Origin of the sequence: Cloacibacterium sp. (assembly GCF_047601505.1) — a bacterium.
GTDB lineage: Bacteria > Bacteroidota > Bacteroidia > Flavobacteriales > Weeksellaceae > Cloacibacterium.
This window is the reverse complement of the sequence record NZ_JASGJD010000001.1, coordinates 458914-474747: the sequence shown is the minus strand read 5'-3', so window position 1 is coordinate 474747 and position 15834 is coordinate 458914. Positions and strand designations below refer to the sequence as shown.

The following is a 15834-nucleotide window of genomic DNA, read 5'->3' as shown; positions in this document are numbered from 1 at the left end:
ATCCCGAGAATTTCTCGGGATTTTTTTATCTATAATTTTTATCTAAAAACCAAAAGAATTCTTCCATTCTGTAAATATTATTCGCCACTAAATAAACGAATAAAATACCTACGAAAACCGTCAGAAAAGAAAGCATTTTTGGAGAATTTTTATATCCGAAAAACAACCAACCGAGCATCATCGGAACTACAAAAATGAAATGTCCACCGTAGATATAAGAGGTGTGCAAACCGAATTTCAACACACAGTGAATAATGATATCTACGAAAAAGGAAAGCATCAAAATTTGTACAAATTTATTCTTGAAATTTTTAAAATAACTCCAGAAAACGAGAATAAGAACCGCTGCAACAAAAATATAAGGAACTACAGATGTGAAAACATCCATAAAAATGGCGTTGTAATGAAAACCTTTTTTGTTGTGATAATCTCTCACGACAAAGTTGGAAAAAATCATATTTCCGCCAAAAAACCAAGACGAAATCATGTCCCAAATGGGTGTAAATTTTGGCTTAGAAAATTTCTCGTATTGTTCGCCAGTTTTGTTGAAAATCCTCATGTAATCCCAATCTAAACGGTACAAAAACAAAAGCACGAAAACCGCAGCAGAAATAATTACTCTAATTGCCGCATTCAATAAATTTTTGAAACTTTTAAATAAATCTTTTTCAAAAAGTATTGGAATGTAAACTTTTACAACGTTAGTAATCGTTAAACCGCCAACCAAAACCGAAGCAAATGTTAATGGGAAAATAGAAATTTTCTTTTCTTTTTTGAGTTTTGCAGCAGCGTAATAATTAAATGCTACTAAAAAAAGCAAGGTATAAGTATAAGTTTCAGGCGTAAACGAAAGCAAAATTGGAGTCGTGAAAAACGCAAAGAAAAATGTAATTAACAAATTGATTTTCAATGGAATTTTTACAATATTTCTTAAATATTTGAAAAGCTGAACTAAAGCTAAACTCACGGCAAAATTACTGCACCAAGCCAATACCAATCTGAAGGTTTCATCTTTTTTACCATCCGAAATGCAAAGAGCAAATTGCCTGATGTAATCAAAAAAATAATTAGAAAGCGGATGTCTTTCAAAACCGCCACCCGTCATTACAATAGAACGATTGTCAAAACTAAAATAGGCATCCCAAGGAATTCTGTCATCAAAAATAATTCTGTAATTCAGTGCGATATAAGTTCCTAAAATACCATAAGAAATTAAGAAAATCGCCAACAAAATCCATTCTACCAAGTTGCTAGGGAAAACTAGTTTTAAAGTGTCTAAAAGCTTTTTCAATGCTAAATTTTTTGCAAAAATAGGATTTATCTATAAGTATCGAACACCGATAATGCGGATTTTACTGATTAAAGCAGATTTTTTACATTTTGCCTCCTCTATTTTGTCAAAATCAATTATCTATAAAATCTGCGTTCCCGGAAAAAACTAAGAAGAACAAGAAAGCGAGCTACAACCTACAACGCCTTCATATTTCTCTGGCCTTTTTACCGAAAATTCCGGATAAATTTCTTCGTAAGGATTTTGTAAAGCCAACCAAAGTTTGTCAAAAAGGTCTGTTTTTCCTTCTTCCATTTCGGCGATGCATTCAAACAAAAGGTAGTTTCTTAGTACAAATTTAGGATTTGCTTTTTGCATTATTTTTCTGCTTTCATCTTTGGAAATTTGATTGTAAGAAAGTCTTTGTTTATAATTTTCAACAAATTCTATCAATAAAGTTTCTTGATTTGAATTGATATTTTGATAAAAACATTTTTTGAAATGTTCAGGAATGTTTGTGTCTTCTTTTAGTGTTTCTAACTGATTGAAAAACAGCGTGTAGTCTGTAGAAATTTCTTCCATTAATTTTTGCCATGAAGTAAAAAAATCGGCATCATATCTTTCTAATTTTTCAAAACCGAATTTTTTCGCCATCATTTCATCGTGCTTTTTCCAGAACATTTCGCTATAATCTACCAAGACATTTTCTAGTGCAGCTTCGTCTTTAATTAAAGGAAAAAGTGCATTCGCTAGCTGAATCATATTCCAATGTGCAATGTGTGCTTGTTTCCCGAAAGCGTATCTTTTGTTGGGCAAATCTGTGGTGTTGGAAGTGAAATTCAAATCGTATTCATCTAACATTGAAAACGGACCATAATCTATCGTATTGCCGATAATGCTCATGTTGTCGGTATTCATTACACCGTGTGTAAAACCTACTCTTAGCCATTCTACAATCATTTCGGCAGTTTTTTCGCTTACTTTTTTGTAGAATTCTATGTATTTATTTTCTGAATTTTTATCAATTTCAGGATAATAATTCTCAATGGTAAAATCGGTTAATTTTTGTAAAGTGTCAATTTCGTTTCTCGCAGCCAACAGTTCAAAATGCCCGAATCTAAGAAAGGTTTCAGAAGTTCTGATTACTACTGCGCCTTGTTCGAAATCTACATTTCCGTTGTACATCATGTCTCTTGCTACTTTTTCGCCAGAAAGCGATAAAGAAAGTGCTCTGGTAGAAGGAACGCCCAAATGAAATAGGGCTTCGCTCATCAGATATTCTCTAATTGAAGAACGAAGAACTGCTCTTCCGTCTGCATGACGAGAGTAGGGCGTTGCACCGGCTCCTTTCCATTGAATTTCAGTAAATTTTCCTTCAGAATTTTTAATTTCTCCAGCGTAAATTGCTCTTCCATCTCCTAATTGACAAGCCCATTGTCCAAATTGATGACCGGCGTAAGCAGTAGAGTAGGTTTTGATGTTTTCAGGAAGATTTGTAGCATTTACAAAATCAGTATCTTCTTGATTTTCGATTTTTCCTAAACCAATTTCTTCTGATAAATTTTGGTTGAAATGGAGCAATTGTGCTTTTTTGTAACCATAGATTTCTGTTTGTGCAAAAAGGAAATTAGGAGTTTGTCTTTGCATAGGATTTCCAGAAAAATCTCCAGGAAACAAATTAAAATATCGTTGAGTAATTTTATCTAAATTCATTTTGCAAAACTAAATGATTTAAAACAAAAAACCGCTTCAAAAATATTGAAACGGTTTATTTATTTTATTGATTGAAGTTTATTTCATCTTTGTTGAGTTTATCATTGATGTTTTCTTCTTTTTGTTGAGTTTTTGGTTTCTCTTCTTTAGGTTTAGGGTTTTTAATTTGTTCTAAAGTTTGTAAACCACCTTCGTCACCATAACCAGAGCCAAGCCCTCTTAAATCGTCGCAACCGCCACTCCAGTCAGAAGGTTTTATAAATTTATCTTGAGGCAAAATTCCGAGAGATCTATCTGCCCAAACTTTCTTCATGAAGATTCCCCAAATTGGTAACGCCATTCTCGCTCCTTGTCCTTCACCAGTACTGTAGAAGTGGGTTGCTCTATCTTCCCAACCGACCCAAACGCCCGTTGCTAAGTTTGGAGTAATTCCCATAAACCAACCATCTGAATTATTTTGAGTAGTACCCGTTTTACCTGCAATTTCAACTTCAGCAGGGATGCCAAGACTTCTCAATTGTCCAGAAGCTGTACCAAATTTAGTAACGCCCATCATAAGATCTACCATGGTATAGGCATATTTTTCGTTCATTACTTCTCTGGTTTCGTTTTTCACTTCTTTTATCACTCTACTATTTGCATCTTCGATACGCCAAATCATTTCTGGTTTTACGTAATTTCCATAATTTCCGAAAGTACTGTAAGCACCAAGCATTTCGTAGATGGTAATGTCTGATGAACCTAAGGCAACTGCTAATTGCCCACGAGGAATATCTTCTGTTACGCCGAGATCTCTGGCTAATTTAATTACATTATCAGAACCCGCCATATCCATTAATCTTACTGCAACAGGGTTAAGAGATTGTGCCAGAGCTTGTTTAAGAGTTGGATTTCCTCCTCTACCTGGAACGGTGTAACCTCTTTCGCTGAATGTTGCGTTAGAAACAGTAGAACAAGGCGTCATGCTAAGATTCATAATTGCGGTAGCGTAAACAAATGGTTTGAAAGTAGAACCTACTTGTCTTTTTCCTTGTTTTACGTGGTCGTACTGGAAGTGTTGCCAGTTGATACCTCCCACCCAAGCTTTAATTTCTCCGGTGCCAGGATTCATAGACATTAAGCCAGCTTGTGCAATTTGTTTATGATATCTGATAGAATCGTAAGGAGACATTTCTGTTTCTTTTTCGCCTTCCCAAGTAAATATTGATGTTTTGGTTGGCTTTTTGAAATCTATCATTATAGAATCTTCAGAAACGCCTTCGGCAACTAATTGCTTATATCGTCCTGTACGTTTCATTGCTTGAAGCATAATTTTGTCTATCTCATTTTTCTTAAGGAAATAGAACGGTCTGGTAGGATTTCTTCTTTGTTCTGCGTCAAAGCCTTTTTGAAGGTTTGTTAAATGTTCTTTAATGGCTTCTTCGGCATATTTTTGCATTTTAGAATCTAGGGTAACATAAATTTTTAAACCATCTCGGAAAAGGTTTACATCTTTACCTGTTTCTTTTTCGTATTCTTCAAGATATTTTTGAATTTCTTTTCTTAAGAAAAATTTATAATATGCTGAATATCCTTCGTTTACTTCTTTTATTGGATGATAATCTGTAACAATTCCTTCGGAAGAAGCTCTATCAAAGGTTGCTTGGTCTATATAATTGGTTTTAAGCATTTGCTCTAGAACCACGTTTCTTCTTTGTTTAGCTCTGTCTGGATTTCTAATAGGATTGTTTCTGATGGGAGCTTCTAACATTGCTACAAAAGTTGCTGCTTCAGATAGTGTTAAATCTTTTGTGTTTTTGTTAAAATAAATTCGGGATGCCAATTCAATTCCTTTTGCATTGTAATTGAAATCCATCTTATTGAAATACAAAGTAATAATTTCTTCTTTGGTATATCTTTTCTCAAGGCTTATTGCAACAGACCATTCTTTTAATTTTTGAATGGCTCTCATTACAGGGTTTGTAGCGGGTTCTTTTGTAAATAATAATTTTGCCAATTGCTGAGAAATGGTAGAACCACCACCTCTTTTTCCACGAAATGCTACAGCTCTTAAAAAAGCTTGTAAATCAATACCAGAATGTTCTCTAAATCTTTCGTCTTCTTTTGCCATTAATGCATAAACAAGATGAGGAGGTAAATCTTTGTAAGTGATAGGAATTGTTTTTTCTTTCTCGAATTTACCTAATTCTACACCATCTGAAGAGATAATCTGAGAGGCAACATAAATATCTGGATTTTCTAGTTCTTGTACATCTGGCATATCGCCTAAAAATCCTTGAGAAACTGCAAAAAATAAAAATGCAACTCCTAGAACTACAGCTGCTAGGCTCATCCAAATGTATTTTATCCACTTTTTGAAACCTTGCATATTGTTATTTTTTTTAGGAGGAAGCGGAAACGTATGTGTACTTCCTTGTTTTATTGTTTTTTCCATATATTATTATGGTTGTTTTGAATTTTCAATTTTTACTCCAATATCTTCAATCCCAACTAAATTATTGGTTCTCATGCCTTGTTTTATGCCAATAATATATTTTCCTTTTTTAGGAAATTTGTAGTTGTTACGATATTGAAACATAATTTCCTTGGTTTCACCAAATCCTGTACCAATCCATTCTCCGGTAGGTTTTGCCAAGATATAATTAAGAGTATCTATTTTCGCATTCTTATCCGTTTCGTTTTTTAAATAAGTAATTAAAAATAAGTTACTATAAGGATAATTGTTGTTATTTCTAACTACAAAAATGATGTTTTTAGGATTCTGAATATCTTTAATATTCAAAACGAACTTTTGCTCTTGACTTTTGTTCCAAAGGTTATTAATCTCATTCATTTGAATAGATTCTCCTTCTTTGGTGCAACCAACCAATGCCATTAAAACGAAAAATACTGAAAAATATTTATTCATTATTCTTTCTTTTTTGGAGGAAATTTCTTTTTGTTTTTGAAGAATTTTTTCTGATGTTTTTGTTCAGAATTGTTTTTTTCTTCTTTATTGGTTCTTTCAACTCTGTTATCAACCTTGTTTTCAACTCTTTTTTCAGAATTGTTATTTTGAGGTCTGTTGTTAGGTTGTTGCTGGTTGTTGTTTCCTCTATTTCTGTTTCTACTTTTATTTTTTTTCTCGAAACGGTCTAAATTATTCTCTTGAATTAAATCTACTGTTTCTACTTTATCATCCGCAGAATAGCTTTTTAAATCTTCTAGAGGTGCAGCTTTATTGCCTTTTCTGTTGGTAGAAATCATTTTTTTAACATCAGCTACGTCAATGTCATACCAAGCCATAGAGTTTTCTACATACGCAAACCACATTTTTCTTTTAAATACATCAATTTTGATGCAAAAAGCTTTTCCTTTTTCGGTATCTAAAACGGTACTAGACGAAGGGAAATCGTTCAATGCATCTACATAACTATCTAATTCGAAATTAAGACAACATTTCAATTTGCCACACTGTCCTGCAAGTTTTAGAGGATTAATGCTTAACTGCTGATATCTTGCCGCATTAGTATTTACAGAACGGAAATCTGTGAGCCAAGTAGAACAGCACAATTCTCTACCACAAGAACCAATTCCGCCAACTTTAGCAGATTCTTGTCTGTAGCCAATTTGCTTCATGTCAATCTTTGTTTTAAAATTGGAAGCATATTCTTTAATTAATTGACGAAAATCTACTCTTCCTTCTGCTGTGTAGTAGAAAGTAGCTTTGGCGCCGTCTCCTTGATATTCTACATCTGTAATTTTCATTTCAAGACCAAGACTTTTAGCAATTTTTCTTGCTGTAATTTTTACAGATTCTTCTTTTTTTCTTACATCTTGCCATATTTCTACATCTTTTTGTGTAGAAACTCTATAAATTTTTGGAGAAAGCTCTTCGTTGAAGTTTTTTTTCTTCATTTGAATTTTTACCAATTCTCCTGTTAGGCTTACCACGCCTATATCGTGTCCCGGGTTAGATTCTACTGTTACTACGCTTCCTATGTGCAAAGGAAGATTATTAGCATTGTTATAATAACTTTTTCTATCATTTTTGAATCTTACTTCCACAAAGCTGCATTTATTCTGCTGAGGAGCTTTGATAGTAGAAAGCCAATCAAAAACACTTAATTTATAACTATTCCCACAAGAGTCTACGTTAGAACAGCCTGTGGTGCTTTTTGTAGCACAAGAATGTGTAGAATCTCCGGATGAATTACATCCACAACTCATATTTTATTTTTTAATTCTTGCAAATTTAGCATATTTTTTAATTTGGAAAGATAATTATATTCTTTTAGAATTTTGGAGAAATTTAAATTTTATTATTTTTAATTTATTTGCTATAATTTATATTATTTGATAAATAAAACATTATTTTATTATGAATATCATAATATATTTATGCTCTTTAAAATGTATTACATAACGATTGTTTAATAAAATTTACATTAAACGCTTGTTTAAATTATCTAGTATTTTATTAATTTAATAATTTGAAAATCAATGTTTTAGGTGTTTTTATTTACGAAATATTTATATAAACATGAAGTGTATGTGTTAAAATGTTTAATATTTTTAATTTAATATTAACATTTATATATAAAATAATTTTATATTTGGCGCATTAATAATTTATCAACATGAAAAGAATTTTAATAACTACAGCTCTATTAGCCGGCGTTATGACTTATGCTGGAGGTTTTAGAGTTTCTTTGCAAGGAGTGAAGCAACTTGCGATGGCGCACACAAGTGCCCATGCGGAAGACGCAAGTGTTGCTTTTTTCAACCCTGCAGGGATATCGTTTATACCCAATAAACTGAGTGTGGCAGTAGGAGCATTTGGTGCTAAGTCTGAAGTAGAATACCAAAATTTATCTACTCTACAGTCTTATAAAACTGATAATCCTTTGGGAACACCTTTGTATGCTGCTATTGCTTATAAAGTTAACAATACTATTTCTGTAGGTGTTAGTGTTACTACTCCTTTTGGAAGTACAGTAAAATGGGACGATAATTGGGCAGGAAATGAAATGGTACAAAAAATGGAACTTAAGAGTTTCTATTTTCAACCAATGGTATCATTCAAATTTAACGATTGGGCTTCTATAGGAGGTAGTTTTATATACGCTAAAGGAAGTGTAGATTGGGACAAGGCAGTTAATCAATTAGGCGGAACCTTAAATATTAATGATGAAAAAGCTTCAGGAACTGGTTTTGGTTTAGGATTTTATTTTAGACCATCAGATAAATTGGATGTAAGTATCGCTTATCGTTCTCCTGTAATTATGAAAGCAAAAAATGGAACAGCTACGTTTAATATTTCGTCTGCTTTATATCCAAATTTAGGACTTAATGCACAAGGTCAAGATGCGTTTACTGCAAATTTACCTTTAGTTGAAGAATACACTTTAGGCTTTACTTATAAGGTTACTCCAAAATGGTTGGTTTCAGCAGATTTCAATTATCATGGATGGGAAAGATATAATAAACTGACTTTAGATTTCGCTAATGCGCCAGTTGGTAACCAAACAGATCTTACTGTACAAACAACTCCTAAAAATTTCAAAAATTCTAAAACTTTCAGATTCGGAACACAATATATGTTTACTGAGAAATTTGCGGGTAGATTAGGATATTATTATGACGAATCTCCTTATAAAGATGAAAATTTCATCCCAGAAACTCCTTCTTTCAATGCGAGCGTATTTACAGGAGGGATTGGTTACAAATTTGGAAAATTTGGAGTTGATTTAGCTGCTGCTCTTTCTTTTCCAGAATCAAGAGACGTGAGAAACGCATATTATAATTTTTATGGACAAGCAAAAGCTAAGTCTTTATACTTTGGTCTAGGCTTATCTTATAATGCATTTTAATTTAAAAAAACTATGAAAAAAATATTAATATCTTCTTTAGCATTAACCGGGCTTCTTTTTACAGTAAGTTGTAATACAGATTTCGATACTGATGTAAAAGATGTAAAAGTTACAAGCGGAACAGCAGATTTCACGAGATATGTATCTTTAGGAAACTCTCTTACCTCTGGTTATAGAGATGGTGCGCTATATTTAGATGGACAAAACGAATCTTATCCTTCTATGATTGCTGCACAGATGAAACTAGCAGGTGGAGCTTCTGTTTTTAACCAGCCTTTAATGTCGGATAATTTAGGTGGGTTTTCAAATTTATTCAATGCAACAACTGGTGATTTTGGAGGTAAATATGAACTGAAATTGGTAGATGTAAAAGATGCCAATGGTAACGTAATAGGGAAAGAACTGAAACCAGTACAAAGCATCCCAGCTACACCTCTTGGTAATATTACTTCTGGCGGTCCTTATCAAAATCTTGGTGTGCCTGGTGCAAAATCTTTTCATTTATTGTATAATGGTTACGGGAATATTGCAAATTTAGCCACAAAAACAGCTAATCCTTACTTTGTAAGATTTGCAAGTTCGCCTACCGCTACAGTAGTTGGAGATGCGTTGGCTCAAAATCCTACATTTTTCTCGTTATGGATTGGTAATAACGACACTCTAGGCTATGCTACAAGTGGAGGAGATGCAACATTAGATCAAATAACACCCGCAACAAATTTTTCGGCATATTATTCTACTATCGTCAATACAATGGTTTCTAAAGGAGCAAAAGGAGTAGTAGCAAACTTACCTTATGTTACCAGTATCCCTTTCTTTACCACAGTTCCTTATAACCCACTTACAAGCTCGGTTTTAGGAAAAGGAAATGTTGCTTTAGGAGAAAAAACAATTGACGACCTTAATGCAGGACTTTATAGTCCATTAAACCAAATACTTACTGCACTTGGCGCTGGAGATAGAATTAAACCGCTATCTAAAAACTCAGGAAACCCTCTGTTGATAACAGATGAAACATTGCCAGATCTATCTGCTCAGATTAAAGCTGTGGCTGGTACCATACCTTCTTTGGCTCCGCTGGCTGCGTATTTGGGTGCGACTTACGGCAAGGCAAGACAGGCAAAATCTACAGACTATGTATTGCTCTCCACACAGAGTGCAATAGGTGTTTCGGTTACTTTACCTGCAGGAGTGCCTTCAACCCTTGCGGCAAATGGCATTAGTTACCCTTTTGCAGACAGATATATACTGCTTCAGTCTGAAGCTACGGAAATAAATTCTGCAATAGATTCTTATAATGCAACAATAAAATCTATAGCAGATTCTAAAGGATTAGCATTTGTAGATGCTAATACAAAAATGAAAGAATTATCTCAAAATTCTGGAATTCAATTTGATGGGGTGAAATACACTGCTAAATTTGTAACAGGTGGAGCGTTTTCTTTAGACGGAGTTCACCTTACAGGAAGAGGTTATGCTATTATTGCGAATGAATTTATAAAAGCAATTAATGGCAAGTACGGTTCTACATTGCCTAATGTAAATCCTAATAGCTATTCTGGAGTGAAATTTCCATAATAATTTTTTAAAATGAACATAAAAACCACTTGATATTTTTCAGGTGGTTTTATTTTTTTAAATTTGCAGAAGTAAAAAAAAGTAAAAATGGCAGATCAAGCTACCTATTTATTCAGTACCAGAACCAGCGCTACTTTGGCAGAAAAAATAGCAGCGCATTATGGTCAAGAATTAGGGAAAATTAATTTTCAACAATTCAGTGATGGAGAATTCGAACCGGTTTTAGACCAATCGGTAAGAGGAGGAAGAGTTTTTTTAATAGGCTCTACCTTTCCGCCAGCAGATAATTTATTAGAGCTTTTGTTAATGACAGACGCTGCTAAAAGAGCTTCTGCAAAAAACATAACGGTAGTGGTGCCGTATTACGGGCTTGCAAGACAAGATAGAAAAGACAAGCCTAGAGCTCCTATTGGTGCTAAATTAGTAGCAAACCTTTTAACGGCAGCTGGTGCAACTAGAGTAATGACAATGGATTTGCATGCAGACCAAATTCAAGGTTTCTTTGAAATCCCTGTAGATCATCTTTATGCATCGAGTATTTTTGTAGATTACATTAAATCTTTAAATTTAGATAACCTTACTATTGCTTCGCCGGATATGGGAGGAGCTAAAAGAGCAAAAAATTATGCAGGTTATCTGGGAGCAGAAGTAGTAATTGCTTACAAAGAAAGAAAAAAAGCAAATGTTGTAGAAGAAATGTTCTTGATTGGTGATGTAAAAGACAGAAATGTAATCTTAATAGATGACATGATAGACACCGCAGGAACCCTTTGCAAAGCCGCAGAAATCTTAATGAAAAGCGGAGCAAAATCTGTAAGAGCAATGGCAACTCACGCAGTATTATCTGGCAAAGCTTACGAAAATATAGAAAAATCTTTGATAAGCGAAGTTATTGTTACAGATACCATCCCCGTTAAAACAGAACTATCTTCAAAAATTAAAGTTCTAAGTTGTGCGTCTCTTTTTGCAGATGTTATGAAAATGGTACATGAGCACAAATCAATCAGTAACAAATTTATCATTTAAAAAAAAGTTGTATATTTGCACCCTGAAAATTTAAGATACTTTAAATATTTATAAAATGAAATCTATTACAATTCAAGGACAGAAAAGAGAAAGCGTGGGCAAAAAGTCTACTCAAGCTCTACGTGATGCTGAATTAGTTCCTTGTGTTGTTTATGGAGGTGAGCAACCAATCAATTTCTCTACACCAGAGAAATCTTTCAAAAATTTGGTTTACACTCCTGATGCACACACGGTAGTAATTGAGCTAGAGGGTAAAAAAATTGATGCTGTATTACAAGACATCCAATTTCACCCAATTACAGACAAAATTTTACATGTTGACTTCTATCAATTAAGCGCTGATAAGCCTGTTGTTATGGAAGTTCCTGTAAGAATTACTGGTCGTGCTAAAGGTGTTGTTGCTGGTGGTGTTTTAAGACAATCTTTCAGAAAATTGAAAATTAAAGCTCTTCCTGCTAACTTACCAGACGAAATCGTTGTAGATGTTACACCATTAAGAATTGGTAACAAACTTTATGTTGGTAGCATTAAAAACGAAGCATATACATTCTTACATCCAGACAATGCAGTTGTAGCAGCTGTTAAGATGTCTAGAAATGCAATGAAAAATGCAGGTGCTGTTGTAGAAGATGACGACGATGAAGAAGCAGAAGGAGAAGCTCCAGAAGCAGAAGCAACATCAGCAGAATAATTTGTAGAAATTTTTCTAAAATAGAAACCACCGAATTTTCGGTGGTTTTTTTGTTATTGTAATTTTTTTTAATTTTAAATTTAACTTTTCAGTAAAATAATTATCAAACTAACGAATGCCGATAAATGAAGCTCACAGATAACGAAATAATTGTGCTGATGTCTCAATCGCAAACTTCCGAAAAAGGTTTGCGTGCCATGATGGATATTTACCAAAGCAGACTTTATTGGCATATCCGAAGGCTTATTGTGCAACACGATGTGGCTCAAGATGTATTGCAAGATACTTTTATTAAGGCTTATCAAAATTTTGCACAATTTAAAAATGATAGCAAATTATATACTTGGCTTTACAGAATTGCTACAAATGAAGCTTTGCAACAGCTTGCGAAAATGAAAAAAATGCAAAAAGCAGACGAAGATGCAGAACAGCAGTTGCAAAAATTAGTGGCAGATAATGTGGAACATGATGCAGAGGAAATTCAAATTTTATTACAAAAAGCCATACAAACATTGCCAGAGAAGCAAAAATTGGTCTTTAATATAAGATATTATGACGAATTGCCTTTCGAAGAAATAAGTAAAATTTTGGATATGAGCGTAAGTACTTGCAAAACCAATTACCATTACGCCAAAGAAAAGATTGAAAATTATATAAAAGAAAACCACGAATTATAAATAAACAAATTTAAAGCAATGAAAGAATTTGATTTAGATAAATTAGAAAGAAAAAATCCATATAAAGTTCCTGAAAATTTTTTCGAGGAAATGCAAGAAAATGTTTTGAAGCAAACCACTAAAAAAGAAGTAAAAAAAACTAAAATTTTTAAACTAAATTTTTCTGCGGTTACTTCTATGGCAGCTGCTTTGGCTTTGGTATTTGGTTTTACTTTTCTTTGGAAAACAGACCAAGCAGAAATTACCACAGTTGAAACAAAAGACAGCGCCGAAAATATCAAAAAGCAACAAACTACTACAAGTGTTTTAGAAAATCAAGATATTGTTACAATAACAGAAGTGCATAAAATTGCCAAAGAAATTCAAAATAATACAGAATCTGTAAAGCAAACAAGTGCTTCTAACGCAATTTCCACAAAAAAAGTAGAACCTAAAAGCAGTGATATGAATTATGACCAACTCATCAATTCATTATCAGACGACGAGCTAAAAGAACTTACTAAAAATACAGACAAAGACATTTATTTAGAACTCTATAATTAAAAATAATGAAAAAGTTGATATACCTATTCTTGTTCTATTTTTCGATAGTATCTATCAGTGCACAAGAATCTCCAAGACCAGACCTTAAAACCATGTCGCAAGAACAAAGAAGAGAATATATAAGAAGCTTGTCTCCAGAGCAAAGGCGAAAATTAATGGAAGATGCAGCCGCAATTATGGCAATTAGAAAACTTCAAATTCCTGAAGAAAAACAAGAAACTTTCAAGAAATTATTAAGCGAATATGCTCAAAGTCAGAAAGCGATTAAAGATAAATTCAAACCAGCAAAAGCAACAGAACAAGAACTTTCTGACGCTGAAGCAAAAAAAATGCTAGACCAAAGTTTTGATTTAGGACTTCAGCTTCTAAACAATAGAAAACTTTACACCGAAAAATTTTTGAAAATTCTTACTCCGCAACAAGTCCTGAAACTCTTCAACCACGAAGGACAGATGAGAGAAAAACTGATGGAAAGGAGAGAAAAAATGGGAAACGGACAAGGAAACGGACAAGCAGAAAAAAGAGAATGATAAATAAGAATAGAAACTTCGGAAATCCTCCGAAGTTTTTTTATTTTCTATAAATTCCGTTAAAATCAATATCTTTGCAAATCATTTAAAATTAAGAATGAAGAACATTAGAAATTTTTGCATAATCGCGCATATTGATCACGGAAAATCTACTCTTGCAGATAGACTTTTAGAATATACCAACACCGTTTCTCAAAGAGAATTGCAAGCTCAGACTTTAGACGATATGGATTTGGAAAAAGAACGTGGAATTACCATAAAATCTCACGCCATCCAAATGGATTATGAATACAAAGGAGAAAAATATATCCTCAACCTTATCGACACACCAGGACACGTAGATTTTTCTTACGAAGTGTCTCGTTCTATCGCTGCTTGCGAAGGTGCGCTTCTTATTGTAGATGCTGCACAAAGTATTCAGGCACAGACGATAAGCAATTTATATTTAGCTTTAGAAAATGATTTGGAAATTATTCCAATCCTTAATAAAATAGATTTGCCTTCAGCCAATCCGGAAGAAGTAACAGACGAAATTGTAAATCTTTTGGGCTGTAAACCAGAAGACGTTTTGCGTGTTTCTGGTAAAACTGGCGAAGGTGTACACGAACTTTTAGAACAAATTGTAGAAAGAATTCCTGCTCCTGTTGGAGATGAAGACGCTCCTCTTCAAGCATTAATTTTTGATTCGGTATATAATCCTTTTCGTGGAATTGAAGCTTATTTCAAAGTAGTGAACGGAAGCATAAAGAAAGGTCAGAAAGTAAAATTTATGGCTACGGACAAAATCTACGAAGCAGACGAAGTAGGAACTTTAAAACTGAAACAAGCTCCCAAAACAGAAATTAAATGTGGAGACGTAGGTTATATTATTTCTGGGATTAAAGACGCAAGAGAAGTAAAAGTAGGAGATACCATTACTTCTACCGATAATCCAGCAACTGCTGCAATTGAAGGTTTCGAAGAGGTAAAGCCTATGGTTTTTGCAGGGATTTATCCTATAGAATCTGAAGATTTTGAAGAATTGAGAACTTCTCTAGAAAAACTAAGGTTGAATGACGCTTCTTTGGTTTTTGAAGCAGAAAGTTCTGCTGCTCTTGGTTTTGGTTTCCGTTGCGGTTTCTTGGGAATGCTTCACATGGAAATTGTACAAGAACGTCTTGACAGAGAGTTTAATATGAACGTAATTACCACGGTGCCAAACGTTTCTTATTACGGATATTCTAAAAAAGAACCAGATGTTCCTATTTTAATTAACAATCCTTCAGAAATGATGGATCCTTCTGTAATGGACAGAGTGGAAGAACCCTATATTAAAGCTTCTATTATTACAAAATCTGATTTTGTAGGAGCTGTAATGACACTTTGTATCGAAAAACGTGGCGAAATTGTTAATCAATCTTATTTAACGTCAGAGCGTGTAGAATTGGTGTTCAACATGCCATTATCTGAAGTGGTTTTTGATTTTTATGACAGATTAAAATCAATTTCTAAAGGTTATGCTTCGTTTGATTATCATCCAATTGGATTTAGAGCTTCTAAATTAGTAAAAATGGACATTTTGATTAACGGAGATATGGTAGATGCACTTTCTTCTTTAATTCACGATAGCAATGCTTATTACATCGGTAAAAAAATGTGTGAAAAACTTAGAGAATTAATTCCTAGACAACAATTTGATATTGCAGTTCAGGCTGCTTTAGGAACGAAAGTTATCGCCAGAGAAACTATTAAAGCATTGAGAAAAGACGTTACCGCAAAATGTTATGGAGGTGATATTTCCAGAAAACGTAAACTTTTGGAAAAGCAGAAAGAAGGAAAGAAAAAGATGAAACAAATTGGTAGAGTTGAGGTTCCGCAATCTGCATTTATGGCAGTTTTGAAATTGAATGATTAAAAGAAAAGAGGGACAAGTCGCGACTTGTCATTATTTTAAATACCAATCCACAGAAAATTT

General features: G+C 33.5%; 13 protein-coding genes. 8 read left to right on the top strand and 5 right to left on the bottom strand.

The genetic code is table 11. From position 1 onward, the window contains the following. Positions 1–25: 25 nt before the first annotated feature. From QM746_RS02140 to QM746_RS02120, 5 genes are all read right to left on the bottom strand, one after another. Positions 26–1291 (bottom strand): DUF6080 domain-containing protein, encoded by a 1266-nt coding sequence (locus tag QM746_RS02140; RefSeq protein ID WP_414982704.1) that lies wholly within the window; start codon positions 1289–1291, stop codon positions 26–28. 147 nt (positions 1292–1438) lie between these two features. Further along, complete coding sequence (locus QM746_RS02135) at positions 1439–2983, bottom strand: protein adenylyltransferase SelO (protein WP_414982703.1); 1545 nt, start codon at positions 2981–2983, stop codon at positions 1439–1441. 64 nt (positions 2984–3047) lie between these two features. After that, positions 3048–5417, bottom strand: a complete 2370-nt coding sequence (locus tag QM746_RS02130; protein ID WP_414982702.1) for a penicillin-binding protein 1A — start codon at positions 5415–5417, stop codon at positions 3048–3050. 6 nt (positions 5418–5423) lie between these two features. Then, a complete protein-coding gene (locus tag QM746_RS02125) occupies positions 5424–5891 on the bottom strand; it encodes a gliding motility lipoprotein GldH (RefSeq protein ID WP_414982701.1) in 468 nt (155 codons plus the stop codon). After that, a complete protein-coding gene (locus QM746_RS02120; RefSeq protein ID WP_414982700.1) occupies positions 5891–7192 on the bottom strand; it encodes a PSP1 domain-containing protein in 1302 nt (433 codons plus the stop codon). The genes QM746_RS02125 and QM746_RS02120 overlap by 1 nt, the downstream gene beginning before the upstream one ends. Before the next feature lie 410 nt (positions 7193–7602). Between QM746_RS02120 and QM746_RS02115 the strand changes: the two genes are divergently transcribed. From QM746_RS02115 to lepA, 8 genes are all read left to right on the top strand, one after another. Continuing rightward, positions 7603–8835: an OmpP1/FadL family transporter gene (locus QM746_RS02115; RefSeq protein WP_414982699.1), complete on the top strand. Its 1233-nt coding sequence runs from the start codon at positions 7603–7605 to the stop codon at positions 8833–8835. A gap of 12 nt (positions 8836–8847) precedes the next feature. Next, positions 8848–10413 carry an SGNH/GDSL hydrolase family protein gene (locus QM746_RS02110; RefSeq protein ID WP_414982698.1) on the top strand — a complete coding sequence of 522 codons (1566 nt, stop codon included), beginning with the start codon at positions 8848–8850 and terminating at the stop codon, positions 10411–10413. Positions 10414–10500: 87 nt separating this feature from the next. Further along, a complete protein-coding gene (locus QM746_RS02105) occupies positions 10501–11439 on the top strand; it encodes a ribose-phosphate pyrophosphokinase (RefSeq protein WP_414982697.1) in 939 nt (312 codons plus the stop codon). Between the two features lie 55 nt (positions 11440–11494). Continuing rightward, positions 11495–12130 carry a 50S ribosomal protein L25/general stress protein Ctc gene (locus tag QM746_RS02100; RefSeq protein ID WP_374364062.1) on the top strand — a complete coding sequence of 212 codons (636 nt, stop codon included), beginning with the start codon at positions 11495–11497 and terminating at the stop codon, positions 12128–12130. Between the two features lie 125 nt (positions 12131–12255). Beyond that, positions 12256–12807, top strand: a complete 552-nt coding sequence (locus tag QM746_RS02095; protein WP_374364061.1) for an RNA polymerase sigma factor — start codon at positions 12256–12258, stop codon at positions 12805–12807. Between the two features lie 18 nt (positions 12808–12825). After that, positions 12826–13350: a hypothetical protein gene (locus tag QM746_RS02090; RefSeq protein ID WP_414982696.1), complete on the top strand. Its 525-nt coding sequence runs from the start codon at positions 12826–12828 to the stop codon at positions 13348–13350. A 5-nt stretch (positions 13351–13355) separates the two neighbouring features. Then, positions 13356–13880 (top strand): hypothetical protein, encoded by a 525-nt coding sequence (locus QM746_RS02085; RefSeq protein ID WP_414982695.1) that lies wholly within the window; start codon positions 13356–13358, stop codon positions 13878–13880. 97 nt (positions 13881–13977) lie between these two features. Continuing rightward, on the top strand, positions 13978–15774 hold the full coding sequence (lepA, locus tag QM746_RS02080) for a translation elongation factor 4 (RefSeq protein WP_414982694.1): 1797 nt from the start codon (positions 13978–13980) through the stop codon (positions 15772–15774). Positions 15775–15834: the final 60 nt, after the last annotated feature.

Bases quoted from the DNA above. Each gene is read 5' to 3' on its own strand.
- QM746_RS02135 (WP_414982703.1), bottom strand. From the start codon at position 2,983: ATGAATTTAGATAAAATTACTCAACGATATTTTAATTTGTTTCCTGGA.
- QM746_RS02130 (WP_414982702.1), bottom strand. From the start codon at position 5,417: ATGGAAAAAACAATAAAACAAGGAAGTACACATACGTTTCCGCTTCCT.
- QM746_RS02125 (WP_414982701.1), bottom strand. From the start codon at position 5,891: ATGAATAAATATTTTTCAGTATTTTTCGTTTTAATGGCATTGGTTGGT.
- QM746_RS02120 (WP_414982700.1), bottom strand. From the start codon at position 7,192: ATGAGTTGTGGATGTAATTCATCCGGAGATTCTACACATTCTTGTGCT.
- QM746_RS02115 (WP_414982699.1), top strand. From the start codon at position 7,603: ATGAAAAGAATTTTAATAACTACAGCTCTATTAGCCGGCGTTATGACT.
- QM746_RS02110 (WP_414982698.1), top strand. From the start codon at position 8,848: ATGAAAAAAATATTAATATCTTCTTTAGCATTAACCGGGCTTCTTTTT.
- QM746_RS02105 (WP_414982697.1), top strand. From the start codon at position 10,501: ATGGCAGATCAAGCTACCTATTTATTCAGTACCAGAACCAGCGCTACT.
- QM746_RS02100 (WP_374364062.1), top strand. From the start codon at position 11,495: ATGAAATCTATTACAATTCAAGGACAGAAAAGAGAAAGCGTGGGCAAA.
- QM746_RS02095 (WP_374364061.1), top strand. From the start codon at position 12,256: ATGAAGCTCACAGATAACGAAATAATTGTGCTGATGTCTCAATCGCAA.
- QM746_RS02090 (WP_414982696.1), top strand. From the start codon at position 12,826: ATGAAAGAATTTGATTTAGATAAATTAGAAAGAAAAAATCCATATAAA.
- QM746_RS02085 (WP_414982695.1), top strand. From the start codon at position 13,356: ATGAAAAAGTTGATATACCTATTCTTGTTCTATTTTTCGATAGTATCT.
- lepA (WP_414982694.1), top strand. From the start codon at position 13,978: ATGAAGAACATTAGAAATTTTTGCATAATCGCGCATATTGATCACGGA.